This is a genomic window from Bradyrhizobium cytisi, from assembly GCF_008123515.1.
GTDB classification, from domain to species: Bacteria; Pseudomonadota; Alphaproteobacteria; order Rhizobiales; family Xanthobacteraceae; genus Bradyrhizobium; species Bradyrhizobium cytisi.
The window spans coordinates 61,742-87,437 of the sequence record NZ_VSSR01000005.1 but is presented as its reverse complement, the minus strand read 5'-3'; the positions used below and the strand labels follow the sequence as shown (position 1 = coordinate 87,437).

Genomic DNA, 25,696 nt, shown 5'->3' with positions numbered 1-25,696 from the left:
ATCACCCCAAGCAACAGGAATGCCATGACTCTCACGCTGTCCGGAAAAGTGGCCGCCATCACGGGAGCGGCCTCTGGGATCGGTCTGGAATGCTCCAGGATTTTGCTGCGCGAGGGCGCGCGCGTCGTGCTGGTCGACCGTGACGAGGATGCCTTGAAGTCGGCTTGCGCAATCCTCGGTCAGGAGGCGATCCCGTTGACGATCGACCTCACCATGCCTGAAAGCGTCAGCCGTATGATGCCGCGGATACTGGACCTCGCGGGCCAACTCGACATCTTCCATGCGAATGCAGGAACCTACGTCGGCGGCGATATCCTCGACGGCGATCCCGATATCTGGGACCGCGTACTGAACCTCAACGTCAACGCTGCCTTCCGCTCGGTACACGCCGTCCTGCCACACATGGTTGCGCGCGGGACGGGCGACATTATCGTGACGAGCTCGATTGCGGGTCTGGTGCCGGTGGTATGGGAGCCGATCTACACCGCTTCCAAGCATGCCGTTCAGGCGTTCGTGCATACGGTCAGGCGGCAGGTCGCCAAGCATGGGCTGCGCGTCGGCGCCGTGGCTCCAGGTCCCGTGGTCACGGCCCTGATCAAGGACTGGCCCAAGGACAAGCTCGATGACGAATTGGCCGCCGGAGGCTTGATGCAGCCTGCGGAAGTGGCCGAGGCCGTGCTGTTCATGCTGACGCGGCCGAGGAACGTCACCATCCGCGATCTCGTCATCCTGCCCCAGAGCAACGACTTGTAAGACGCGTCATCGTCAAACACGGTAAGGAAATCACGGAGCATGCCGGAAAAGAATTTCCTCGGCATCTATGTCGGCACGGGAAGTGCGCGGGCCGCAGTGTTCGATGAGGAATGGCGAAGAGATGCTTTCGCTTTTGGGGACTCTTGCGAGCGAAGAGGCCCCCGGAAGAGGGCATGACCATGCTGTGCGTCGCTCACGAGATGGGTTTCGCCCGCGAGGTCGGCAGGCGCTTGAGCGCACCTTGCGGATCGCCAGTGCGGGCTAGACTAGGCCTGGAAGAACGGATTGGCCGGCCGCGCGAGGCCGAGGTGATCGCGCAGCGTGGTTCCCTCATAGTCCGTGCGGAACAGCCCGCGATCCTGCAAGATCGGCACGACGAGCTGGACGAAATCCTCGAAACCTTCGTGGAAATAGGGCGGCATGACGTTGAAGCCGTCGGCGGCATGCTCTTCGAACCAGAGCTGGAGCGTGTCGGCGATGCGCTCGGCCGAGCCGCACAGCACCCAATGGCCGCGGGCGGCAGCTGTGAGGTTGTAGAGGTCGCGCAGCGTCATGTTCTCACGGCGGCCCTTGGCCAGCATGACGCTGGCGAAGCTGTGGTAGCTGTCGGGCGGCGCGATGTCGGGGATCGGCCCGTCGAGGTCGTAAGCAGACATGTCGCACCCGAAGCGGTCGGACAGGATGGCAAGCGCGTTGCTGCCGCTGACAAAGCTCTGGAGCAGGTTGAGCTTCTCGAACGCCTCCTTGTCGGTGCGGCCGACGACGGGCATCACGCCGGGCAGCACCGTGACATCCTCGGCCTTGCGGCCGAACGCCGGCAGCCGCGTCTTCAGCGAAGTGTAGCCGGCTTTGGCTTCGTCGATGTCCTGCACCACGGAGAATACGATGTCGGCGGTGCGCGCGGCGAGCGCTTGCCCGGCCTCAGAGCCGCCGGCTTGCAGCACGACGGGGCGGCCTTGCGGGCTGCGACCGATGTTGAGCGGGCCCTTCACCTTGAAGAACGCGCCGTCATGGTCGATCGCGCGCAGCTTCGCCGGATCGATGTAGACGCCGCTGGCGCGGTCGGCGACGATGGCATCATCCGCCCAGCCGTCCCACAGGCCTTTGACCACGTCGAGGAATTCGCCTGCCATCTCGTAGCGGCGGGCGTGGTCGGGGTGAGCGGTACCAAAATTCGCCGCCGTGGCCGGGTTGGCCGTCGTCACCGCATTCCAAGCCGCGCGTCCCTTGGAAATATGGTCGAGTGAGGCAAAGACGCGCGCGACCGAGAACGGATCGCTGTAGGTGGTGGAGACGGTGGCGCCGAGACCGATATGGCTGGTCGAGGTCGAAAGCGCGGCCAGCATGGTCAGCGGTTCGAGCCGCAGCGTGTAGGAGGGATGGGCAACGGCATCGGCATAGAGATTGTCGCCCATGAAGATCAGGTCGAACTTGCCGCGCTCGGCGGTGCGGCCGATCTCCTGGATCGCCGCAAAATCCTGAAAGCTGTCGACCGCGCCGGGATAGCGCCATCCCGCGACATGGCTGCCGGTGCCCAGGATGAACAGGCCGAGATGCATTTGTCGTTTCATGGCGTCATGTCCAGAACAGGATTTTTCGCTCGAGGAAGCCGATCAGGCCGAAGAAGGCGAGGCTCGCGGCGGAGGCGACGAAGATCGCCGACCAGACCTGGACGAAGTCGATCTGGAGCACGGCCTGGTAGATCACCCAGCCGAGCCCCCCCTGGGCGCCGAGCATCTCGGTGACGATCGCCACGATCACGCTGCGTACCGTCGAGACGCGCATGCCGGCGAGCAGCAGCGGTAGTGCGGTCGGCAAGCGCAGGCGCCACAGCACGCCAAAACGGCTTGCGCCAAAACTCTTCATGAGGTCGACGGCGCGGCGGTCGACACGGTCGAGCCCGGACAGCATCGACAGCAGGATGGTGAAGCTCACCGCCATTGCCACCATGACGATCTTCGAGCTGACGCCGATCCCGAACCAGAGCAGGATCAATGGCGAATAGCCGACCACGGGCACCGAATTGATCGCGGTTGCGAGCGGCAGGATCGCGGCGCGAAGCGCCGGCACCAACGCGATGGCGACGGCGAGGCCAATGCCGATCAGGCAGCCGAGTCCGTAGCCCACCAGCGCTTCGAGCAGGGTGTAGCCGGCAGCGTCGATGAGCGTTGCACGTTTCGACCATAGTCCGACGAGGATGTCGCTGACCGCGGGAAGAACATAAGCCGGCAGGTGCAGTCCACGCGCTGTGCCTTCCCAGCATGCGATCAGGAGGACGGCGCCCAAAATGCCGCGCTGGACGGCGAGCGAGGGAGAGGCGATTGCGCGGCTCACTGCTCGGCGTTCCAGAACACGAGGCGCCGCTCGACTGCGGCGACCACCGCATAGAAGCCGGTGCCGAGCAGCGCCGAAGCCAGCAGAGCGCCCCAGATCGCCACGACGTTCTCGGTGAACATGGCCTGGAGCAGCAACACGCCGAGCCCCGTGGTGTCGCCGAACCATTCACCGACGATGGCGCCGACGAGGCTCAGCGACGCGGCGAGCCGCAGCGCGACGAAGATCTGCGGCAGCGCGGTCGGAAGCTGCAAGCGGAGCAGGAGCTGGCCGTTGGAGGCGCCGAAGCTGCGCATCAGGTCGACCTGCCTGAGGTCGACGGTTTCGAGGCCGAGCAGGGTGTTCACCGTCACCGGAAAGAAGGTCAGGTAGAACGCGATGATGGCCTTGGCGAGCAGCGTGTTGCCGAACCACAGCACGACCAGCGCGCCGAAGGCGATGACCGGAATGGTCTGCGACACCACGAAGATCGGAAACACCATCTCGCGTAGTGCGCGGACGCGGAAGAACACGACGCCCATCAGCACGCCGAACGCGCCGCCGGAGGCGAAGCCGATCAGCGTCTCGGCGAGGGTGCGCAGGAAGCCGTCGACATAGGCGCGGGGCGTCGCCGCCATCGCCATCAGGATCGCGCTGAGGCGCGGCAAATAATAGGGCCGAATGCCGAACAGCAGCACCGCGCCTTCCCAGATCACCGCCGCGATAGCGAGGCCAAGCAGGAGCCGGATCAGCTTGCGCAACGAATCCGGCATCGTGATCGATCGCACGGCAGCGCGGCCGTCACTGAGCGATGTCGCCGCAGGGCTGCTCACGGCAGCCGGTCCGCCGCTGGGATGCTCTGGATGAAGCTGGCGTCATAGGCGGCGGCAAGATCGAGCGGCTTGGAGATCACGCCGTACTTCAGGAAGAAGTCGTGGGCGGTCTTGACCGCGTCGGCGTCGATCCAGAATATGCCGTTCCTCGCCGCTGCGCCCGCTGTCATCAGGCGCTTCACCTCGGTCAGCATGAACTCCTGCTGTGCGCGGTCGAGCGTCGGGGCTGCGGCCATCACGGTGTCGACGGCGCCCTTGGTATCTGAGAACGCATCCTTCCAGCCCTTCAGCGACGCCCGCAGAAACGCCTTGACCAGCTCCGGCTTCTCCTTGGCGGTCGCCTCGGCCACGATCAGCGTGTCGCGCGGGAAGGTGATGCCGTAATCCTCGGCGACGAAGGTCTTCAGGCTGTCCTTCGGCATGCGCGACTGGATGGTGTAGAACTCATTGTAGTAGGTCGCCGTGATCACGTCGACGTTGCCGTCGACGAAGGGCGTCACCGAAACCTGCTGCGGCTGGATCTTCAGCTCATCCGGCTTGATGCCTTCCTTGGCCAGCATGCCGTTCAGCACATGGTTGGCGCCGGTGAACCATGTGGTGACGGTCTTGCCCTTGAAGTCCTGGAGCGTCTTCACCGGACCGTCCTTGCGGGTGACGAAGATGAATGGCGTGATCTGGTGCGACACGCCGATGCAGACGATCGGCAGCCCCTTGTCGCGCGCCGCGAACACGCTGTCGGTGCCGCCGGACAAGCCGAACATATCGGCGCCGGTCGCGACCAGATTTTCGGTCAGCAGATTGGGTCCGCCGGGATTGATGGTGAGGTCGATGCCCTCGGCCTTGTAGTAGCCCTTGGCCACCGCGACGTAGAAGCCGGCGAACTGCGCCTGCGGCAACCATTTCAGGCGCAAGCTTGCCTTCTGCAACTCGGCGGCGGGCGCGGCCGTGACAAGTGAGCCGGTCGCCAGTGCGAGTGCGGAGAGGACAGAGAAGGCGTAGCGTCGGCTCAACATGGTCATACTCCAGGCGATGAAAATCAATTGCGATAGGATGGATCGGTACGGTCGAGCTGACGCATCAGTGCCGGCCATTCGCGTTCGCCGGGCACGAGAATGTCGCCCTGCAATTCCCAGAATTGGCGGGCGGCCTTCTCGCAGACCTCGTGCGGTGGCATCACGAGCTTGGCGCCGGCTGCGGCCGCGGCCTGCATCTGGAGCTGGATCCGCGCGGCGCGCTCGAAATAATAGAGCAGCATGAAGGCTTCGCCTGGCGTCCGGCCGACAGTGAGGATGCCGTGATTACGCATCAGCATCACCTTGTGCTGGCCGAGATCGCGTACCAGGCGAACTTGCTCGTCCAGGTCGATGGCGACGCCCTCGTAATCGTGAAAAGCCTGGCGATCGTGGAAGCGCATCGCGAACTGGCTGAGCGGCAGCAGGCCCTTCTCCTGTCCGGAGACTGCAACGCTCGCGTCGGAATGGGTGTGCAGCACGCAGGCCGCATCATGGTTCGAGGTGTGGATCGCGGCATGGATGACGAAGGCGGCGACGTTGACGGCCTGCGGCGTGTCGTCGAGCTTGTTGCCCTTGGTGTCGATCTTCACCAGGCTCGAGGCTGTGATCTCGTCGAACAGAAGCCCATAGGGATTGATCAGGAACTGATCGTCATGGCCGGGAACGCGCATCGAGATGTGATTATAGATCAAGTCGTCCATGCCGAGCTTGGCGACCATGCGATAGCAGGCGGCGAGCTTGACGCGGGCGTCCCACTCCGCCGGATTGATCCCCCGCTGTTCTCTCGCTGACATCGCGTTCATTGCGACTTCTCCTGCGCGATGGAGGATTGGAACGATTTCATGCTTTCCTCCTCGATCGCATCGAGCAGCGCGCGCTTGAGGCGCACGAATTCAGGGGAGGTGACGATCTCGGGCTTGCGCGGGCGGGGAAGATCGACGACCTGTTCGAGCTTCACCGAGCCGGGACGTGCGGTCATGACCAACACGCGGTCGCCGAGGAAGATCGCCTCGTCGACGTCGTGGGTGATGAAGAGAATGGTGCGGCGGTATTTCTGCCAGACATCGAGCAGCCAGCGCTGCATCATCGCCCGCGTCAGCGCGTCGAGCGCGCCGAACGGCTCGTCCAGCAGCATCAGGTCGCGCTCGAACAGGAAGGTGCGCATCAGGGCGACGCGCTGGCGCATGCCGCCGGACAATTGATTTGGATATTGCTTCTCGAATCCCGCCAGCCCGAACTCGGGCAGCATCTTGAGCGCCTTGGCACGCGCCTGGTCGCGCGGCATGCCCTCGACCTCGAGCGCTAGGATGGCGTTGTCCACCACGTTACGCCAGGGAAACAAGAGGTCGCGCTGCGGCATGAAGGAGACGCGGCCGAGCAGGTCGGCGGCATGGCAGCTCTTGCCCTCGAAGCGCAGGATGCCGCCGGCGTCCGGTTCCTCAAGGCCGGCGACGATGTTGAAGAGGGTGCTCTTGCCGCAGCCGCTGGGGCCGACGACGGTGACGAACTCGCCGGGCGCGACGGCCGCATGAAGTCCGGACAGCGCCACGACGGAGCCAAAGGCCTTGTTGATCGCGCGCAGCTCGAGCAGCGGCTCAGGTTTTGGGTGAGCCTGCGGGACTTCGATGGTCGGTCCGGGATTGGGGAGGCGGGCGGCCTGCACCGGCATGTCCTTGTATAATGGCGGCGGCCATTCGCATACGAAAGCGGGCCGCGTCGAAATCTCTTAGCAACTCGTGTGCCAGTGCGATTTCCCCGCAAATCAGGCATAAGACTTGCGAGGTCGACGGCGAGAAGGTCGGAGAGGTGCGCATCTCCGAGAGAGAATAGGGCATTTCACTGGGATGTGAGTGCCAATATGTATACTTACATTGGTATCGGAGAAACATGATGGCAGATATTAGTGCACAGAGTGGAGGCAAGCGCGTCAAAAATGGGCATGAAACCCTCGCTGCGAGCCCCGGCATGACGCTCGCCGAGAGCCTGCGCCAGAAGCTTGAAGGGGCGATCGCGGCGGGCCATCTCGAACCCGGCAGCCGGCTCGACGAACAGGAAATCGCCCAGCGTTTCGGCGTCTCGCGCACGCCGGTGCGAGAGGCGTTCCGCCTGATGGCCGCCAACAATTTGGTCGAGCTGCGCGGCCGGCAGGGCGCGACGGTCCGGAGCATCAAGGCGCAGGCGCTGATCGAGATGTTTCAGGTCATGGCGGAGCTGGAGGGGCTCTGCGCACGGCTTGCCGCGCGGCGTGTCTCGCAAGCCTGGGGGGCGGAAATTGACGAGATTCACCAGCGGCTTGTGGCGGCGGGCGAAACCGGCGACATCGACGTCTTCTACGACATCAACCAGGAATTCCACGAAGCGATCTACGAGGCCTCGCGCAATGCCTTCCTCGCGGATCAAACCCGCAGGCTGCGCAATCAGGTGGCGGCCTATCGCCGCCGCGTGACGCGCATGCCGAACCGGATCGCCGATACGATCCGCGAGCATGAATCCATCATGCAGGCGATCCTGGCTCACGATCCGGAGCGCGCACACAGCGCCATGCGAGACCACGTCAACCTGCTCGGCGACAACCTTCTGGACTTTCTCGCCGGCTTCGAATGACCCGGGGATCGGTTGGTATGCAAATTGCTAGACCTTGTATATCTAGCTTGCATCCTGGAGACCCGGAGTGGACCTGAAGCTGACGAACAAGACCGCCCTGATCACCGGGGCGTCGAAAGGAATTGGACTTGCGGTGGCCGAGCTCTTCGCCGCGGAGGGCTGTCATTTGCATCTCGCTGCCCGCAACGGCGAGGCGATGCTCGAGGCCAAGAAGCAGCTCGAAGCCCGCCATGGTGTGAAGATCAGCATCCACGCACTCGACCTGTCGAGTACGGCTGCGATGGAGAAGCTCGCGGCCGAAGTCGGCGACATCGACATTCTCATCAACAACGCCGGCGACATCCCGGCCGGCTCGCTGGAGATCCTCGACGATGCCGCATGGCGGCGCGGCTTCGATCTCAAGGTGTTCGGCTACATCACGCTGTCGCGTCTTTATTATCCGCGCATGAAGGGCAAGGACGGCGTCATCATCAACATCATCGGCAATTCGGGTGAGAACTGGGACGCGAGCTACATCGCGGGCTCGACCGGCAATGCGGCGCTGATGTCCTTCACCAAGGCGCTCGGCGGCCGCAGTCTCGATCACGGCGTGCGCGTCGTCGCGGTCAATCCGGGGCCGGTGGCCACCGACCGCATGCTCAAGATCATGAAGCGCAAGGCGATCGACATGCTCGGCGACGAAAGCCGCTGGGAGGAGCTATTCGACAAATATCCGGGCAAGCGCCCAGCGACGTCGGAAGAAGTGGCCGATCTCGTCGCCTTCCTGTCCTCGCCGCGGTCGGGCTACGTCACCGGCACCGTGGTGACGATCGACGGCGGCATTGCCGCGCGCGGCTCGGTGATCTGAGGCGTCGATGTCGGGACCTCAATCCGCGGCGCTGGTCCGCAATCGCTATTTCGACGAGCTCTTGGCGACGCCGGAACTCTGTTGGCTCGGCCAGAACACCAACCATATCGAGAGCCATCCCGCCGTGCGCGAAGCGATGCTGCGCTCGATCGAGGCGGGCGAGTTCAATGCCTATGCCCCGCCGCTCGGCTTCGAGGCGCTACGCGCGGCGATCGTCGCTGATCTCGGCACGCCCGGTGCCGAAGCGCTGGTGACTGAGGGTGGCGTCAATGCGCTGGCCATGATCTGCCGCGCCCGCTGCAAGCCCGGCACGACGTTTGTGACGACCGATCCGACCTGGAAATGGCCGTGCCTGTTCGCGCGCCAGCAGGGCGCCGAGGTGATCGAGATTCCGATCTACGATCCGGCCTGCAACTATCGCCTGACGGCTGAGGCGCTGAAGGCCCATGTCGATGAGCGCACCGCGATCATTTATCTGGTCGATCCCAACAATCCGCTCGGCATCCGCTACACGCGCGAGGAGATCGAGAGTTTTGCGGCGATCGCGCGCGACTGCGCCGCGCTGCTGGTGCACGACTGCACCTACCGCGATTTCGCCGACGGCCACACGCCGGCACTTCATGTGGCGCCGAAAGGCTCGGTGGTCTCGACCAGCTTTTCGAAATGGCTCGGGCTCGCCGGCCTGCGCATCGGTGCGCTTGTCGCAGCGCCCGACCTGTTCGCGGAGTTGGCGCACACCTCCACCAGCGTGCTCGGCGCAAGCGTCATCGCCCAGCGCGCCGCGCAGGCGGGCTTGTCGGTCAAGGCCGAATGGATGAAGAAGGTCCGCAGCACCGACCGCGCCAACAAGGCGATGATCCAGGAGGCGGCGGCCGGTATCGAGGGACTCGCGCTGCCGATCATGCCCTCGCACGGAAACTTCCTGGTGCTCGAAACCATCGCGGCAGGCATCCGCCCCGAGGCGCTGGTCGAGTGCTATCGCCGCCAGGGCATCATGATCCGCCAGGGCACTTATCACACCCAGCGCTTCGGCGACCGTTTTGTGAAGATCAGCACCTCGGTGCCGCAGGCCTGGGTCGAAAAGCTCTGCACGCTATTGCCGGAGATGGTCGCGCAGGCACGCACGCTGAACGACCTGCCGCCGCAATTCTAGGGACGATGCCGATGACGATGATCACAACGAAGGACGGTGTGAAGCTTCATGTGGAAGAGGCGGGCGAGGGCACGCCGATCCTCTTCATTCACGAGTTCGGCGGCAATCACGAAAGCTGGGAGCCGCAGCTCCGCTATTTCAGCCGCCGCTACCGCTGCATCAGCTACGCCGCGCGCGGCTATCCGCCGTCGGACGTGCCCGACAGCGTGGAGGCCTATTCGCAGGCGATCGCTGCGGACGATGCGGTCGCCGTGCTCGACGCGCTCGAGATCGAGAAAGCGCACATCGTCGGCCTCTCCATGGGCGGCTTCTGCACGGTGCATTTCGGCCTGCGTACGCCGGAGCGCGCTCTGTCGCTGACGGTTGCCGGTGCCGGCTATGGCTGCGAGAAGGAGTTCGAGGAGTATTTTCGCGGCGTCTCGCGCGAAGTCGCCGACAATTTCGAGAAGCAGGGCGCGAAGGAGTTTTCGAAGATCTATGCGCTCGGCGCGAGCCGCGTTCAGTTCCAGAACAAGGATCCGCGGGGCTGGCAGGAATTCGCCGATCGCCTTGCCACCCATTCCGATCGCGGTGCCGCCAACACCATGCGCGGCGTCCAGGCGCGGCGGCCGTCCTTCTATGATCTCGAAGACGACCTGAAAAAGATGATGGTGCCGACGCTGGTCGTCGTCGGTGACGAGGACGATCACTGCCTCCAGCCCGGCATCTTCCTGAAGAAGACCATTCCGGCCTGCGGCCTCTCGGTCTTCCCCAAGACCGGCCACACGCTCAATCTCGAAGAACCGGCGGCGTTCAACGCACTGCTCGCCGAGTTCATTGCCCAGGTCGAGGTCGGACACTGGCTGCCACGCGATCCCCGCGCGCTGCCGGGCCAGATTATGCGTACGAAGTAGATCGATGACGAGCCAACCTCTGATCAACGCCGATCGGCTCTGGATCCGCTTGATGGCGCTCGCCGAGATCGGCGCGACGCCGGCCGGCGGGGTCAACCGCCAGGCGCTGAGCGATGGCGAGATCGCGGCGTGGCGACGGGTCATCGGCTGGGCGCTTGAGGCAGGATTGACACCGTCGACGGATGCTGCGGGAAACCTGTTCCTGACGCTGGCCGGCCGCGACCGCGCCGCGCCGCCGTTTCTCCTTGGTAGCCATCTCGATAGCCAGCCGACCGGCGGCAAGTTCGACGGTGCTGCCGGCGTGATGGCAGCGTTGGAGGCGGTGGTCTCGTTCGCCGAGCGAGGCGACAAGCCTGCGCGCGACGTCATCGTCGTCGCCTGGATGAACGAGGAGGGCTCGCGCTTCGCTCCGGGCATGATGGGTTCGGAGGCCTTTACGGGCGAGCGCGACATGGACGCGATCCGCGCCGCGCGCGATGCAGACGGCATCAGCGTCGGCGAGGCGCTCGATCGCCTCCATCAGGCTTTTCCCGATATGCCGCATCGACCACTCGGCTTTGCGGTCGGAGCCTATCTCGAATTGCACATTGAGCAGGGACCATTGCTGGAAGCGGCCGCCTGCACCATCGGTGTCGTCACCGGCATCCAGGGCAAGAAGACCTTTCAGGTGGTGGTCGTGGGTGCCGAGGGCCATGCCGGCACGCTGGCGCAGTTGGAGCGGCGGGATGCGCTCGCGGCCTTTGCCCGGATGGCGACGGCGCTCCATACCGAGATCGGCACCATTGACGCAGACATCAAATTCACCATCGGCCGGGTTACAGTCTCGCCGAATGCGCCGTCCGTAGTGCCGTCGCGCGTCAGCTTCAGTATCGATCTGCGTCACCCTGACAATGCCGTGCTCGATGCGGCCGGTGCGCGTATCAAAGCTCTTTGCGAGGAGACCGCCTCACCGTGCGCGGTCACGGTGACGCCGCTCGTCGATGCGCCGTCGAACGCCTTCGATGAGCGCCTGCGGGCGAGCATCGCGCAGGCGGCGCGTGAGCAGGGACATTCCACCATGACGATCCTTTCCGCGGCAGGTCACGATGCCCGTCATCTCGCCAAAATCTGTCCCGCTGCCATGATCTTCATCCCGTGCCGCGACGGCGCGAGCCATGTCGAGCACGAATGGGCCGAACCTGATCACGTTGCCGCCGGCGCGTCCGTGTTGGTGCAGGTGTTGCGCAGGCTCGCCTTTGCGCCTGCCGTCGAGGCGTAAGAATATCGATGCAGGACGTCGCCCCTCAAGACTACCGCGACGCGATGGCTCGTCTCGGTGCGGCCGTCAGTATCGTCACGACCGACGGCGGCGCTGGCCGTGCCGGATTTACTGCATCTGCGATTTGCAGCGTCACGGACGATCCGCCGACGCTGCTGGTTTGCATCAACCGCGGCTCCTCGGCCTATGCCGGCGTGACGCGCAACAAGGTGGTGTGCGTCAACGTGCTCTCGGCCCGGCACGAGCCACTGTCCCGCTTGTTCGGCGGCAAGGTGCCAGCGGAGGAACGGTTTGCCGCAGCCGCGTGGTCGACGCTCGAAACAGGCGCGCCGGTGCTGGCCGACTGTGCTGCCGCGTTCGACTGCCGGATTGCCGATATCGTCAATGTCGGCACGCATGATGTGCTGTTCTGCCGTGTCGTGGCTGTGCAAAAATCCGGCTGCACCGACAATCTGATCTATTTCGGCCGCGCCTACCATACGGTCGGGGTGACCGATCCAGCCGAGCCTGGGTGCTCGTTTTAGGGGCAAAAGCTCCAAGCGGAATCTTGCCGCCTTTGGTCGTTCAATTCGACCCGTCAGTTTTGTGCGGGCGCAGCAGATTGTTCGTCCAGGCTTCGGCAATGTGGGGCAGGGAGAGAGTCGGCCTTTGGTCGAGGAGGAGTTCGAGCACCCGCGGCGGAGTTAGTGGCAGCTCCAGGATCGGTTTTCCGATTGCGTTGGCGACGGCACAAGCGACGGCGGCTGCGACATTCAGGATCGGGACTTCGCCGGCACCCTTCGTCCCGAGCGGACCGATCGACGGCGCACCTTCGTACAGGTTGATCTCGACCGGCACGACATCGAGGGCCAGCGGCACGCGGTAGGTCTCGAAGCCATTTTGACGGACGCGGCCATTGCTGCCGATCGTCACTTCCTCATGCAGGGCATAGCCCAATCCCTGCACAACGCCGCCCTGGATCTGGCCATGGATTGCGCGCGGGTTCAGCGCGCGGCCGACGTCCTGCACGACGCGATAGCTCAATACCTCGACGTGTCCTGTCTCAGTGTCGACGGCAACCTCACAATCATGGACGGCGAAGACGGGGATGTCGATCGCGTCGATGAAATGGCCGGCGACGCAGCCGGGCATCGCAGGCATACCGGCTCCTGTGAAGGCGCCGGTGCCGGAGATCGGGCCGATCTGCGCCTGGGCGCGGGCTGCAACCTCGGAGATCAGGCGGCCGGAGCCCGGCGCTCCGGCAATTTCAATTCGCCCCGAGCGCATGACCAGATCCTCGGCCGCGGCCTCGATCATCTCCGAGGCGACCTTCAGCAGCTTCGTGCGCACCTCGTGCGCCGCCGACAAGCTGGCTGCACCGAGCGAGACAGTGGTTCGGCCGCCTCCGACTCCGACATCGTAGCCGGCGGCATCCGTGTCGGCTGCGCGCACGATCACATCATGAGGGCTGAGGCCGAGCGTGCCGGCCACGATCTGAGGCAGAGCCTGCATCATGGAGCCTGACCCGATCTCGACCCCCGACGTCACCAGCGTCGCCGTCCCGTCGGCATTCATGTTCACGGTCGCGGCCGACGGGCCGACAAAGACGAACCATGTGCCGACCACGGTCGCGCGTCCATAAAGCCGGCCGTCATCACACCCGGGCGGCGTTGCGGCGGCATCGCGCATCGTATCCATCCGGTCAAGCATCGGGCCGAGCACGTCGCCCTCGAACACCTGGCCGGTGGCGCCGAGATCGCCGTCGCCGAGCACGTTGCGGCGGCGGAAGGCAAGGGGATCCATGCCGATCCGGGCCGCGACCTCGTCGGTATGCCGCTCGAGCGCGAAAGTGTTGTAGACGCCGTTGCAGGCACGGAAAGCGCCGTTCGGAGCGGTGTTGGTATAGACCGCGCGCGAGACGAGCCGCACCGCGCCAAGGGAGTAATTTCCGCCGAGCGTGTGAGCGGTCATCGTCGTCAGGAAAATCTGTTCGCCACCATATGCGCCGCAATCCATCAGGACGACGGCTTCCCGTCCGACGATCTCGCCATCGCGCGTCACCGCCGAGCGTATGCGAATCTCGGCGTTTTCGCGAAAGAGACAGGTGAGCATCTCTTCCTCGCGCGAATTGACAAGCCGGACCGGCCGTCCGCTCGCGCGAGCGAGAAGGGCCGCAAAAGGCTCGATCGCGAGATCGAATTTGAGGCCGAAGCCGCCGCCGACCGGCGGTACCGTGACGCGGACCCGCGAGGCCGGCACGCCCAGCAGGCGTGCGGTTGCGTTGCGGATGGTCCAGGGCACCTGGGTGGATGTCTCGATGTGGAAGCGCCCGTCTTCATAACTTGCGACCACTGCGCGCGGCTCGAAGGCGACGTGGTTCTGGCGACCGACCCTGAAGGAGCTATCGATGATCTCGACGTCGCTCCGGGCAAATGCGGCATCGACGTCACCGCGAACGACGGTCGCCTCCCAGGCGATGTTGCCTCCGCGGACACCGCCCTCGAGCAGAACCTCGTAGTTGCGCCAGTCGGGATGCACGAGCGGAGCGTCCGGCGCAAGCGCATCCGCCATGGTGAGAACCACGGGCAGTGGTTCGATCTCGACGTCAATTGCAGCAAGCGCGGCGTGAGCCTGCATCAGCGTGTCCGCCGCGATCGCGGCGATCGGCTCGCCATCGTAGCGGATCACGTCGCGGGCAAAGAGCGGGTGGTCGGCGATGCCGATCCCGATCATGCCGGGCGCATCGGCAGCCGTCACGACGGCGCGCACACCGGGCATGCGGGCAGCTTTGGTGATGTCGAGACGGGCGATCCTGCCTGACGGCACGCCGGCACGCAAGATAGCCGCGTGCAGCATGCCGGGCAGGTAGCGATCGATGGTGTAGCGCGTGCGGCCGCGCAGTTTGTCCGCCGCGTCGCGTCGTCTAAAATTCATGGTTGCGGAAGCATCGGACACTTTTGCGTCTCCCGTCATGTCGTCGCAAGCGCCAGCAGCGCGGCCTCGATGATGCGTTCGTATCCGGTGCAACGGCAGATGTTGCCCGTGAGAGCAGCACGAATATCGTCGCGCGTTGCCCCAGGGCGCGTTGTGAGGAGATGCGTCAGGCTCACCACCATGCCGGGAAAGCACATGCCGCATTGGACCGCGTCGCAGGCCTCGAGCGCGGCCTGGATCGGGTTCAATCCGCCATTGACGGCAAGGCCCTCGACGGTGCGGATATCGCAACCCTCGGCGAGCGCGGCCGGCATCAGGCACGACGGGGTGGGATTGCCGTCGATCAACACCATGCAGGCGCCGCAAAAGCCCTCGCGACACACCGGCTTTGCGCCCGTCAGATGAAATTCCTCGCGTAGGACGTCGACGAGTGGCGTGATGGGATCGGCAGTGGAGGTGAGGTGATCGCCGTTGACGGTCAGGCTAAGGCCCATGTTCATCCCCGACGGTTCAAGAGCCAAGCGCGGCGGCTGCACGGCGGACGAGGCCGGGTAGGACGCGCACCCGGTACCAGGCAGGCACGTCGGTACTGTCGCGACCCGTAAATTCATCCGCCAGCCCAGCCGCTGCATGCGCAGCCTTCGCCGCGTTCAGCGGATGTCCGACAAGAGCGTCCTCAAGGCGCTCCCATCGGCGCGCAACCGGCTCGACTGAACCGACGGCGACACGTGCCGTCTGAACACGCCCGACATCGTCAAGGCTCACGGCGAGACTGACGATGGCGGTCGGATAGTCTCCGGCCTGTCGCAGCGGCAGGCGAGCGTGAGCGGTCTTGCGCTCCTGCCGCGGCACGATGATGCGTTGGACCAGCCACCCGGGCGCAAGTGTCGATCTCATTGTCAGAAATTGCTCCAGATCGATCCGCTCCCGGCTGCCTCGGCTCGCGATCTCGACTTCGGCATCGAGGCAGAGCAGCGCGGGCACGCAATCGGCCGCGGCAAATGCTGTCGTTGCGAGGTTGCCGCCAATGGTCGCCATCCCGCGGATAGCAGGATTGGCTGAGCGGCCGGCCGCCGCCGTGAGCACATTAAATTCCGAAAGCTCCGCCAGCGCTGCGGCCAGCGTGGCGTGCGTGACCGCCGCGCCGATTTCAACCGCATCGGCATCGATTTTAATGCCATGGAGCTCCGGAATGCTCCCGATTGCGACGTAACGGGGCTTGAGCAGCTCGTGCCGGATTGGGGCGCGCATGATCCAGGTGCCGCCGGCGAAGGGCGCGGCTGCGGCGCCGCCTTCGTCGAGCGCATCGAGCGCGGACGTCAGCGATGGCGCAACGTAGACGGACCTCGAAGCAGGCGTATCCATGTCGTCCGCGCTCTCGGTTCGATCGGTCAGCCCGTGCTCCACTTCGCCACTGAGCGCCGCTCGAACACCTCGCGAAACTGACTTGTGGATTTTGGAAGCAGAGCACCGGTGCCCCAGTCGAGGATCACGGCGTGCTGGCGGATCACGTCGAGCACGCCGATCGCGCCGTTGCGATAATTTTTCGCCACGATCTCAGGATCGAGCCGCACATTGGCGACACGCTCGGCCTTGATTTTGGTGCGAAGCGCTGCGGTCGCGGCCTTGTCGACCTCATATTCGCAAAGCTCGGCGTCAACGGTATGCACGACAACGCCATAATCCTTCGCAGCCCGCTCGACCGAGACATAGTCGTCCTTGATGTCCTCGATCACGAGGGCCGGGTCGCGTTCGAGCGGATCGCCGAACCCGCCGCCGCCGGCTGTCGGGCGCGAGAAGATATCGCCTTCACCGATCGGGACATCCGAGAAGATCGAGCCGAGCCGCTCTTCGCCTTTGCCGTCGGCGCGGGTCAATGTCAGCCCGTGCGGCATGGACGGCAAGCCGCCCTCGATGCCCCATACCACCGCACGCTCGCGGTCGCAGATATAGGAGATCACGGTCTTCTCGGCCTGCAGTATGCGCGACGTCTTGACCACCCCGGCGCCGCCGCGCCATTTTCCCGGACCGGGCGAGTCCTTGAGAATTTCGCATTCCGTGGTCAGGATCGGGTTGGCGCGCTCCTGGCCCTCGACGGGCTGCGACATCAGGCCGGTGCCGAAGCATGCCGTCGTGACGTTGCTGCCGTCCTTGCCGTTGCGTCCGCCCCAGCCGCCGGGCAGCCAGTCGTAGAACATGAAGATGGGCTTGTCCGGGCTGCGGGCGTCGAGACCACCGGTGAGCAGATATTCGAGATTGAAGGCGCAGGCGAGCGCGCGCTCCGGCATCAGCTTCGACCACATTTCGTAGATCGAATTCATGATCTTCTCGAACGGCATCAGGAAGCCGGTGACCGCGATCGGCCATTTGGCATCGACGATTGAGCCTTCCGGCGCGATGATTTCAAAGCAGCGGTAGAATCCGGAGTTGAGCGGGAGATCCGGGAAGAAAGTCTTCATGCCGGCCGCAACGGCCGAGAAGGTCGTACCGAAGGCCGAGTTGTAGATCGAACCGATGGTTGGATGGCTGCCGGTGAAGTCGTAGATGGCGCGGTCGCCCTTGATCGTCAGCTTGATACGGATCGGGATCATGCCTTCGCCGCCGGCGGGGTCGCGGTCGATGAAGTCGACCGTCTCCCATTCGCCATCGGGCAGGGCCGCAATGCGCTGGCGCACCGAACGTTCGACATAGTCCTGCACGGCAGCAAGACCGGTCTCGACCGTGTTGCGACCATATTTGTTGACGAGACGCAGGATCTCGCGCTCGCAGACCTGGGTGGCCTGGGACTGCGCCTGGATGTCGCCGATGATCGAGACCGGGTCGCGGGTGTTCGAGGCGATCAGATGCGCGACGTCCTTGCAGAAGCGGCCCTTGTCGAACAGCCGTACCGGCGTGATGCGCAGCCCCTCGCGGAACATTTCGCGCGCGGAGACGTCGAACGACCCCGGCACGCTGCCGCCGACATCCGACCAATGGCCGTTCGACTGGCTGAAGGCGATGATCTTGCCGTCGGCGAAGATCGGCCGGATCAGGCGAACATCCGGGAAATGCGTGCCGCCGGCGTAGGGGTCGTTGATGGCGAAGACGTCACCTTCATGCATATCCCCGTCGAAGAAGCGCATGACGTCCTTGCAGGTGAAATGCAGCGTACCGACATGGACGGCGATGTCCTGATTGCCCTGTGCGGCGCATTCGCCCTTGGCGTCGTGCAGGGCGCTGGAAAAATCGCGGTTGTAGATGACGAACGAGTAGCAGGTCCGTAGCACCTGCTCGCCCATCTGGTCGACGCTGGTAATGAAGGAGTTCTTGAGGACCTCGAAGGTCACGGGGTCGAGCGGGAGATCTCCGGCCATGGTTCACTCCTTCACGCGGATGATGATGTTGAGATATTTGTCGACCTCGGCGCAGGCGCCTGGCGGTACGACGGTCGTCGCGTCGACCTGCTCGACGATCGCGGGTCCTTGAAAAGAGAAGCCGCAGGGCAGGTCGTCGCGCTCGTAGACGGGCGTGTCCAACCCGTTGCCGTCGAACCACACCCTGCGGCGGCCAACCGGCTCAGGGATCACGCCGGTCGGTTCATGGATGGCGAACTCCGCCTTGGGGACGACGCCCACCGCCTTGAGATTGAGACGGAAGAAGCTGACCGGGGCGCTGTCACGGCGGAAATTGTACTCACGCTTGTGCTCGGTATGAAAGCTTTGGACGAGGTCCGCGATCGCACCGATGGGGCGCGGTGCATGGACCGCGAGCGACCGCCACTGGCCGCGGTACATCATGTCGATCGATCGCTGGAGCACGATATCCTGTGACGCAATGCCTTCGTGGGTGAGCCGGGCGAGCGCGTCCTTCTCCAGAGCGGCGAACTGTGCTTCGATGTCGGCGGCGTCGGCCTCATCGGCGCCGGTCATGCAGCTCTGCGAAAAATCGTGCTGCATGTCGACCAGGAGACAGCCGAGCGCCGAGGTCACGCCGGGGTTGGGCGGCACGATCACGACCGGGATCGCAAGCTCGCGGGCGACATCGACCCCATGCAGCGCGCCGGCGCCGCCGAAGGCAACCAGGGCAAAGTCGCGCGGGTCGTAGCCGCGGCTGATCGAGATCAGCCGTACGGCATCCGACATGTTGGCGTTGGCGACCTTGACGATCGCGTCGGCTGCCTCGTGCAGGCCGAGGCCAAAGGGCTTTGCGACGCCATCCTCGACCGCCTGGCGTGCCAGCGCGGGGTCGAGTTTCACCTTGCCGCCGGCGAGATTTGTGCCGAGCCGGCCGAGAGTGACGTTGGCGTCGGTATTGGTCGGCTGGGTATTGCCGTTGCTGTAGCAGGCGGGGCCCGGAAAGGCGCCAGCCGATTGCGGGCCGTTGCGCAGGGAGCCAGCCGAGTCGGTCCAGGCCAGCGATCCACCGCCGGCTCCGATGGTGAGGACCTCGATGGACGCAAAGCGGATCGGATAACCGAACTCGATGTGCCAGTCTTTGGTGATGCGCGACTGCCCCTCATAGGCGAGCGAGACGTCGGTCGATGTGCCTCCCATGTCGAGGCCAATGGAGTTGGGAAAGCCACAGAGGCCGGCGATGTAGCGGCTGGCGATGGCGCCGGCAGCAATTCCGGAACCGGCAAGGCGCGCGGCAAAATCCTTGACGCTGGCCGGCGTCATGACACCGCCGCCGGTGTGCAGCAGCAGGAGATCGCGGGTATAGCCCTCATCGGCGAGACGCTCGCCGAGCCGGCTCGTGTAGCTGACCACGACCGGGCTCACGACGGCATTGGCGACCGTGGTCGAGAACCGCTCGTGCTCGAAGATTTCGGGAAGCACCTGCGAGGAGATCGAGACGGGGATGTCGGGCATCTCCTCGACGAGAATATCGCGCATGGCGCGCTCGTTCGCTCCGTTGAGATAGGCGTTCATGAAGCAGACCGCGACCGCGGCAACGCCGCGGCGCTTGAGAATACGCGCGACGTTGCGTGCTGCCTCGACATCGAGCGGCTCGATCACGATGCCGCCGGCGTCGACGCGTTCCGGCACGGTCAGGCGGTCGCGCCGCGGGACGTATGGCTTGACGACGTCCTTGTAGGTATCCCAGAGGTCTTCCTTGTTGGCGCGGCGGATTTCGATGACGTCGCGAAAACCCTTGGTCGTGACCACGGCGGTGCGGGGCAGGCGGCGCGTGATCAGCGCGTTGGTTGCAACGGTGGTGCCGTGGGAGAAGAGCGCCACTTCGGCGAGATCGACACCGGCCTTGGACACACCGCCCATGATCCCGTCGATGGGGTCGGGGGTCGACGCCGTCTTCTCGATGCGGATCAGGCCGGTTGCCTCGTCCATGATGCAGATATCGGTAAAGGTGCCGCCGACGTCGACGGCCACGCGAAGGTTCTGCACCATGCGACTTCCTCATCGAATTGCGATCGACGATCATAGGCAGATCAGGGGCGGCAATTCTTGACGCTGAGCGCAGGAAGATTTGTGCGAGAGAGCACCAACGACCGCCGCACGGGCGCCGGCTGCCGGATGCCTAAAGGTCGGTCAGGCGCGCGAATGAGCTTTCAGGCAAGGGGCGGTGCGCGCCGCCGCGCGAGCCTCGCTCGGGGTGCAGCCGAACCGGCTGCGGTAATTCCGGCTGAACTGCGCCTGGTCGCCGAACCCCCACAGGTAGGCGATTTCCGAAATGCTCTTGCGGCAGCCGGGATCGCGCAGCATGGCGTCGGACATCGACAGGCGTTGGTTCCGGATATAGGCGCAAACGGTGATGCCTTCTCCCTCAAAAACCTGATGCAGATATCTGAGCGAGATGCCACAGCCGTCCGCGATCATTTGCGGCGTGAGTCGCATGTCGTCGAGACGCGTGCGAATGAACTGCTCGCAGCGATGGAGGTGGCCGTTGCGAACGGACGAGGAATGGCCCACCAGCACGCGGTCATCCGACGCGATCACCATCGCCAGGAGATCGATGAGATGCTTGCCCATCACGGCCCGGGCCGCCTCGTCCATGTCCGCGATGCGGTCGCCGGCAAGCCGCAGCGTGTCGACGAACAGTGCACCCACGCTGCGGTTGGCGTCGAATTGCAGGGTTGCGAGGCGTTCGGGACGGGATATCCTTGCGCGCAAGACGGCGCTTGGGATCTTCAGCACCCAGAGCGCCGCCGGATCATCGTGGCTGAATTCATAGGGCAGATGGCTTCGCTCGATCACGAATGCGCCGGGCCGGCACCGGACATCCTTGCCGTCCTGCTCGAAGCGGATTTCGGCGAGCTCCGGGACCGTGATGAGGAAACATTCTTCCCGCTCGTTCACGAGGTGGCGTTCGTGGCGCCTGTAGAGCAGGCCATTCGAGACATTGCGGGAGACCGAGAGAGGGCCCATGGACCAGGCGCCCAGGCTCGCGTGGAAGTCGCGGCCGCCGGGAAAGACAAGATCAAGCGGGAAGTATGTCTTGGAGACAACGTCCTGCCAGAAGTGCCGCCGATTTTGCGAGGGAACATTGCTGGTCGCATAAGTGGCCTGCATGCCGCACTCCGTCCCTGCCATCGCCCGTTCGGGCCTTGCGCTCTTTCATCGCGCCGACCGCCGTGATCGGCCCAAGCTTGGCGAGGACGACATGACGGCGTCAAATCGAAATAAGCGGGGGCCGATATCTCAGATTTCGATGGCCTCGTCCGATCGTTGTCGGTGGTCGGTGCCGACCGGAGGACGTGCGGGACCAACGCCCGCCACGGCAAAGCGCATGAAATCGCGATACGCTTTCGCAGCATCGGAAAATTCGGTGTCACGGCGCCAGGCCAGTCCGACGTCCATGCTGGGCACTTCGTTCTCGATGACGCGGGTCTCGATCCGCTGGCCCTCGAGCGACCAGGGCCGGTAGACGAGATCGGACAGGATGGTAATGCCCATTCCGCCCGCAACCATGGATCGGACGGCTTCGACGGAGGAGGTGCGGAAGATCGTTCGCGGTTCGAGCGACAAGGCATTCCAGTAGCGCATCGACGTGTGCTTGGCTTCGTCGACGGTGAGCATAACGTAAGGGTAGGTCGCGATCTCAGCGAGATGGACGCGCTCGGCGCGTGTCAGTGGATGATCGGGAGAAAGCCACAACCGGCGCGGCGACCGCAACAACGTCTCGCTCGCAAGCATGGCGTTGTTGTGCAGGTTCGAGACCAGCATGACCGCAAGGTCGAGCGCACCGTCGACGACGGCGCGTTCGAGCACGTCGCGCGGCATCTCGAACAGCTCGACTGTGATCCCGGGAAAGCTTGCCTGGAAACGCATCTGATGCCGCGGCAGAAAATAACCGGAAACGGTATAGGTGACGCCAATGCGCACCGTTCCGAACAGCGGACCGGCGGACATATGCGTCCCGTGGACGGCTTCGGCGACTGAAGCAAGGATCTGGCGTCCTTGCGACAGGAACCGGTTGCCCTCCATGGTGACGGTCACGCCGGTCGGGGTGCGCTCCAGCAGGCGGGCACAGACGATGGCTTCGAGTTGCTGGATCGCGGCGGTGACCGCGGATTGCGAGACATTCAGGTCGATGGCTGCTTGGCTGATACGCCCCGTCTCGGCGGCGGCGACGAAATAGCGGATTTGTTTCAGAGAAACGGACATCACGGTCGATCCGATATTTGATTTTACCTAACTCACGAGCGGTTGAGCGCTGCTTTTGGGCGCAAAGGATTTCAATGCAACTCCCGTGCCTAGTCTGCGCGCGGGCAACTTGAGCAACACAATAGTGGAATAGCGGACGGTCAGAGCGACCAAGCGCCGTATCGGAGCTTGGTCGACCGGGGGCGCAGATACCGTACGGCCCTTCAGCGCCTACGCCAATAGAGCACTGCGAAGCTTGCCCAGCAAGCCGGCCCGGCTCTTGCGCGCCGCAAGGGCCTCATCCATCCCGACCTTGACGAACTTCACCGGAGTGTTGGGCTGGAGCTGGCCGATCAAATCCATGTCCGCTGCGATGACCGTGCCGACCATGAAATAGCCGCCGCCCGAGACCGCGTCACGATGCAGCACGATCGGCTCAGTGCCGCCGGGAACCTGGATTGATCCGTAGGGGTAGCAGGCATCGGTGATGTTGGAGGGATCAGAACCGGCTCCGAAGGGCGGCTCGCGCGGCACGAATTCGAGCGGCTTGCCGCCCTTGAAGCGGTAGCCGATCCGGTCAGCTTCCGGTGCGACCTTCCAGGTGTCGCCGAAAAACCCAACGCCGGCCGTCTCGGTGATGCGGTGCCAGTAAAGCCCGGGCATCACGCGCAGTTCGGTCGGCATCGCCGCCGGCAGGCCGCGCAGCTCCTTCGCGACTGTGCGGCCATCCCTGACGGCTGCACCGGCTTTGCCGATCGGAAGTTCGTCACCGGCTTCGAGCTTCCGGCCCTTGAAGCCGCCGAGTGCGCCGAGCGCATAGGTGGAGCGGGAGCCCAGGACAAGCGGCACGTCGATGCCGCCAGCGATTGCAATATAGCCGCGGGCGCCCTGCTTGAGGAAATCGAAGGACAGCTTTTGGCCGCGCTTCACCTTGAAGCTCGTCCAGGTCTCGCGCGGCTCGCCATCGAGCTTCGGCGGCAGCTCGGCTCCGGTGATTGCGACCAGGGCGTCATCGGTGAATTCGAGCTCCGGCCCCATGAATACGGCCTCGAGGACCGCAGCGCCTTCCTCGTTGCCCACGAGCAGGTTTGCCGCGGCAAGCGCGTGACGGTCCATGCCGCCGGAGAGCGGAATGCCGATGTGATAGTAGCCGGGACGCCCCAGGTCTTGCACGGTGGTGGCAAGGCCGGGCTTCAAGACTTTAATTGCCATGGAGAACCCCCTCGAGCTTGCGGTTATAGGCGTCGATGTCGTTGTTGAACTCGGTTAGCGAAAACGAAACGTCGCGGATAACAGGCGCGAAACGGCCGGCATCGACATCGGCCACGGCAGCGTCATAGGCCGCTCGGTCGATCGGCTTCCATTTCACGATGTCGCCCGGCTTGAACAGGCACATGAAGTCGCGCAAATAGCTGATCTTCTGGTTGGGATCGTAGATCGGCATCGGCGTGATGCCGAACATCTGGTAGCCACCGGCGCCGCGTACCGAATAGATGCAGCTGAAGCATCCGCCGTGCCCGACGGTGAGTTTTGGCGTATCCGTGCGTGGGCGCAGATATTTCGGCGCCTGGATCTGCCGCTGGCGTTCCACCATCTGGTAGAGGAACGGCAGGCCGGCGACGAAGCCGACCATCGAGACGAACCACGGCGCGCTGGAGTGCGCCTTGATGAAGGCGTCGACCCCGTCGAGCCCGTTGATGCGCGCAGCATATTCGAGATCAGTGCCGTTGGGATCCTGATGGCGCTCGCGGAAGCGCATCAGGGTCTCGTGCGTCCAGGGATCATTGTAGAGCACGGGGATTTCGATGATCCGCGTCTTGATGACCGGAGCGGATGTTTCAGATGCGGAATCCAGCCGTTTCAGCTCGGCAAGCAGGTCGTCGGGCTTGATCTGATCCGGATCGAACTTGACCTGATAGGACGCGTTGGCCGGGCAGATCTCGGTCACGCCCTTGATCCTGGCGTCGCGCACCGCATTGGTGACGAACAGGCCCTTGAAGAAAGCCTCCAGTGACATGGACTCAGCGACCTCGGCGAAGATGTGCTCATCGCCGCCGTAGGAAAATCGGGTTTGCATGACTAGCGGCCTCCTGTTGCTGACGGGGCGGGTTCTCTCGCGGTCATTGCGCGACCTTGGCGGTCGGTGACGGCGCCGCGGTGCCGAGCGACGACGCATGGTTTTCCAGCCATGGCTCGAGCCAGGCGGTATGAAAGCGCGCGGCCTGAACGTCGGGATCGCGCGCGAGCGCCTGATGCAGGGGCCTTGTCGTTGCCAGGCCCTCGACGCTGAGCTCGGCAAGAGCGCGCTCGAGCCGCCGGATCGCACGCGGTCTGTCCACGTCGTGCACGATCAGCTTGCCGAGCAGGCTGTCGTAGAACGGCGGCACCGTGTAGCCCTGATAGAGCATGCTGTCGAAGCGCACGCCTTCACCACTGGGCACGCTGAGCGCATTGATTGTGCCGGGGCTTGGGAGAAAGCCCTTCGCCGGATCCTCGGCGTTGATGCGGACTTCGATCGAATGACCGCGGACCCGAACCTGGTCCTGGCGAATGCGGAGCGGCTCGCCGCCGGCGATCCGGATCATCTCGCAGACGAGGTCGATGCCGGTGACCATCTCCGTGACGGGATGCTCGACCTGGATCCGGGTGTTCATCTCCAGAAAGTAGAATTCGTGACTGCGGTCGTCATAGAGATATTCGAGCGTTCCGGCGCCGCGATAGTCCACCGCCTTGGCGAGCGCGACCGCCGACGAACACAGTCTGTCGCGAACCGCCGGTGTCAGCGACGGTGAGGGCGCCTCTTCCCAGACCTTCTGACGGCGTCGTTGCAGCGAGCACTCGCGCTCGAAACAATGGATGACGTCGCGCCCGTCACCGAGGATTTGTACCTCGATGTGCCGCGCGCCTTCGATCAGCTTCTCGACATAGAGCCCGCCATCGCCGAAGGCGGCGAGTGCTTCCGCCCGTGCCTGAGGCATCAAATGATGGAATTCCTCGGCGGAACGCGCGATGCGGATGCCGCGTCCGCCACCGCCGGCCGCGGCCTTGATCATCACGGGAAAGCCGGTCTTCTCGACCAATGCGAAGGCTGCGTCGGCAGATTCCAGGCGTCCGGCGCTGCCGGGGACGGTCGGCACGCCGGCGGCTTGCGCAGCCTCCCGGGCCGCGACCTTGTCGCCCATCAGCCTGATCGATTGCGCGGTCGGGCCGACGAAGATCAGCCCCGCTGCTTCGACCGCGGCCGCGAACTCGGCGTTCTCGGCCAGGAAGCCGTAGCCGGGATGGATGGCGTCGGCGCCGGTCGTCCCGGCGGCGGCGAGGATCGTCGCCTGGTTGAGGTATGATTTTGATGCCTGCGGCGGACCGATCTCGATCGACTGGTCGGCCAGCCGGACGGCAAGCGAGTCCTTGTCGGCCTTGCTGTAGACCTGGACGGTCGCAATACCGAGCTCGCGCGCCGCACGAATGATGCGGACGGCGATCTCGCCGCGATTGGCGATGAGGAGCTTCTGGATCGTCATGAACGCGCGAACCGT

At 64.4% G+C, this 25,696-nt stretch carries 23 protein-coding genes; 7 read left to right on the top strand and 16 right to left on the bottom strand.

What is annotated here, in order from left to right:
• Positions 1-24: 24 nt before the first annotated feature.
• Positions 25-753 (top strand): SDR family oxidoreductase, encoded by a 729-nt coding sequence (locus tag FXB38_RS02305; RefSeq protein WP_148749156.1) that lies wholly within the window; start codon positions 25-27, stop codon positions 751-753.
• 266 nt (positions 754-1,019) lie between these two features.
• Here the strand turns inward: FXB38_RS02305 and FXB38_RS02295 are convergent, their stop codons facing one another.
• The 6 genes from FXB38_RS02295 to FXB38_RS02270 are packed head-to-tail and all read right to left on the bottom strand — an operon-like array spanning position 1,020 to position 6,575.
• The gene (locus FXB38_RS02295) at positions 1,020-2,324 is read right to left on the bottom strand and encodes an LLM class flavin-dependent oxidoreductase (protein WP_148749155.1); all 1,305 of its coding nucleotides are present in this window, start codon (positions 2,322-2,324) and stop codon (positions 1,020-1,022) included.
• A 4-nt stretch (positions 2,325-2,328) separates the two neighbouring features.
• Positions 2,329-3,087 carry an ABC transporter permease gene (locus FXB38_RS02290; RefSeq protein ID WP_148749154.1) on the bottom strand — a complete coding sequence of 253 codons (759 nt, stop codon included), beginning with the start codon at positions 3,085-3,087 and terminating at the stop codon, positions 2,329-2,331.
• Complete coding sequence (locus tag FXB38_RS02285; RefSeq protein WP_148749153.1) at positions 3,084-3,899, bottom strand: ABC transporter permease; 816 nt, start codon at positions 3,897-3,899, stop codon at positions 3,084-3,086. The genes FXB38_RS02290 and FXB38_RS02285 overlap by 4 nt, the downstream gene beginning before the upstream one ends.
• Entirely contained in the window at positions 3,896-4,912 is a 1,017-nt protein-coding gene (locus FXB38_RS02280; RefSeq protein ID WP_148749152.1) for an ABC transporter substrate-binding protein, read from the bottom strand. The genes FXB38_RS02285 and FXB38_RS02280 overlap by 4 nt, the downstream gene beginning before the upstream one ends.
• 23 nt (positions 4,913-4,935) lie before the next feature.
• Positions 4,936-5,715, bottom strand: a complete 780-nt coding sequence (locus tag FXB38_RS02275) for a class II aldolase/adducin family protein (RefSeq protein WP_148749151.1) — start codon at positions 5,713-5,715, stop codon at positions 4,936-4,938.
• Positions 5,712-6,575, bottom strand: a complete 864-nt coding sequence (locus tag FXB38_RS02270; RefSeq protein WP_148749150.1) for an ABC transporter ATP-binding protein — start codon at positions 6,573-6,575, stop codon at positions 5,712-5,714. Before FXB38_RS02270 ends, FXB38_RS02275 begins: the two co-directional genes overlap by 4 nt.
• A gap of 302 nt (positions 6,576-6,877) precedes the next feature.
• On the opposite strand from FXB38_RS02270, the gene FXB38_RS02265 reads away from it, so the two are divergent.
• The 6 genes from FXB38_RS02265 (at position 6,878) to FXB38_RS02240 (ending at position 12,191) form a co-directional block, all read left to right on the top strand.
• Positions 6,878-7,516, top strand: a complete 639-nt coding sequence (locus FXB38_RS02265; protein WP_187434613.1) for a GntR family transcriptional regulator — start codon at positions 6,878-6,880, stop codon at positions 7,514-7,516.
• A 67-nt stretch (positions 7,517-7,583) separates the two neighbouring features.
• Positions 7,584-8,363, top strand: a complete 780-nt coding sequence (locus FXB38_RS02260) for an SDR family oxidoreductase (RefSeq protein ID WP_148749149.1) — start codon at positions 7,584-7,586, stop codon at positions 8,361-8,363.
• A gap of 7 nt (positions 8,364-8,370) precedes the next feature.
• A complete protein-coding gene (locus tag FXB38_RS02255; protein ID WP_148749148.1) occupies positions 8,371-9,516 on the top strand; it encodes a pyridoxal phosphate-dependent aminotransferase in 1,146 nt (381 codons plus the stop codon).
• An 11-nt stretch (positions 9,517-9,527) separates the two neighbouring features.
• Complete coding sequence (locus FXB38_RS02250; RefSeq protein WP_187434612.1) at positions 9,528-10,409, top strand: alpha/beta fold hydrolase; 882 nt, start codon at positions 9,528-9,530, stop codon at positions 10,407-10,409.
• Between the two features lie 4 nt (positions 10,410-10,413).
• Positions 10,414-11,667, top strand: a complete 1,254-nt coding sequence (locus FXB38_RS02245) for a Zn-dependent hydrolase (protein ID WP_148749147.1) — start codon at positions 10,414-10,416, stop codon at positions 11,665-11,667.
• 8 nt (positions 11,668-11,675) lie between these two features.
• Positions 11,676-12,191, top strand: a complete 516-nt coding sequence (locus FXB38_RS02240) for a flavin reductase (RefSeq protein WP_148749146.1) — start codon at positions 11,676-11,678, stop codon at positions 12,189-12,191.
• A gap of 40 nt (positions 12,192-12,231) precedes the next feature.
• Here FXB38_RS02240 and FXB38_RS02235 read toward each other — a convergent pair whose 3' ends face one another.
• From FXB38_RS02235 to FXB38_RS02190, 10 genes are all read right to left on the bottom strand, one after another.
• Positions 12,232-14,601, bottom strand: a complete 2,370-nt coding sequence (locus FXB38_RS02235) for a xanthine dehydrogenase family protein molybdopterin-binding subunit (protein ID WP_148749145.1) — start codon at positions 14,599-14,601, stop codon at positions 12,232-12,234.
• Between the two features lie 14 nt (positions 14,602-14,615).
• Positions 14,616-15,080 (bottom strand): (2Fe-2S)-binding protein, encoded by a 465-nt coding sequence (locus tag FXB38_RS02230; RefSeq protein ID WP_246229602.1) that lies wholly within the window; start codon positions 15,078-15,080, stop codon positions 14,616-14,618.
• A gap of 10 nt (positions 15,081-15,090) precedes the next feature.
• Positions 15,091-15,945, bottom strand: a complete 855-nt coding sequence (locus FXB38_RS02225; protein WP_148749144.1) for an FAD binding domain-containing protein — start codon at positions 15,943-15,945, stop codon at positions 15,091-15,093.
• 26 nt (positions 15,946-15,971) lie between these two features.
• Positions 15,972-17,933 (bottom strand): hydantoinase B/oxoprolinase family protein, encoded by a 1,962-nt coding sequence (locus FXB38_RS02220; protein ID WP_148749143.1) that lies wholly within the window; start codon positions 17,931-17,933, stop codon positions 15,972-15,974.
• Between the two features lie 3 nt (positions 17,934-17,936).
• Positions 17,937-19,961: a hydantoinase/oxoprolinase family protein gene (locus FXB38_RS02215; RefSeq protein ID WP_148749218.1), complete on the bottom strand. Its 2,025-nt coding sequence runs from the start codon at positions 19,959-19,961 to the stop codon at positions 17,937-17,939.
• 144 nt (positions 19,962-20,105) lie between these two features.
• A complete protein-coding gene (locus FXB38_RS02210; RefSeq protein ID WP_148749142.1) occupies positions 20,106-21,086 on the bottom strand; it encodes an AraC-like ligand-binding domain-containing protein in 981 nt (326 codons plus the stop codon).
• 129 nt (positions 21,087-21,215) lie between these two features.
• On the bottom strand, positions 21,216-22,181 hold the full coding sequence (locus FXB38_RS02205; protein WP_148749141.1) for a LysR family transcriptional regulator: 966 nt from the start codon (positions 22,179-22,181) through the stop codon (positions 21,216-21,218).
• Between the two features lie 210 nt (positions 22,182-22,391).
• Positions 22,392-23,372 (bottom strand): 5-oxoprolinase subunit C family protein, encoded by a 981-nt coding sequence (locus FXB38_RS02200; RefSeq protein WP_148749140.1) that lies wholly within the window; start codon positions 23,370-23,372, stop codon positions 22,392-22,394.
• Positions 23,362-24,237: a 5-oxoprolinase subunit B family protein gene (locus FXB38_RS02195; RefSeq protein WP_148749139.1), complete on the bottom strand. Its 876-nt coding sequence runs from the start codon at positions 24,235-24,237 to the stop codon at positions 23,362-23,364. Before FXB38_RS02195 ends, FXB38_RS02200 begins: the two co-directional genes overlap by 11 nt.
• 43 nt (positions 24,238-24,280) lie before the next feature.
• On the bottom strand, positions 24,281-25,681 hold the full coding sequence (locus FXB38_RS02190) for an acetyl-CoA carboxylase biotin carboxylase subunit (protein ID WP_148749138.1): 1,401 nt from the start codon (positions 25,679-25,681) through the stop codon (positions 24,281-24,283).
• Positions 25,682-25,696 lie beyond the last annotated feature (15 nt).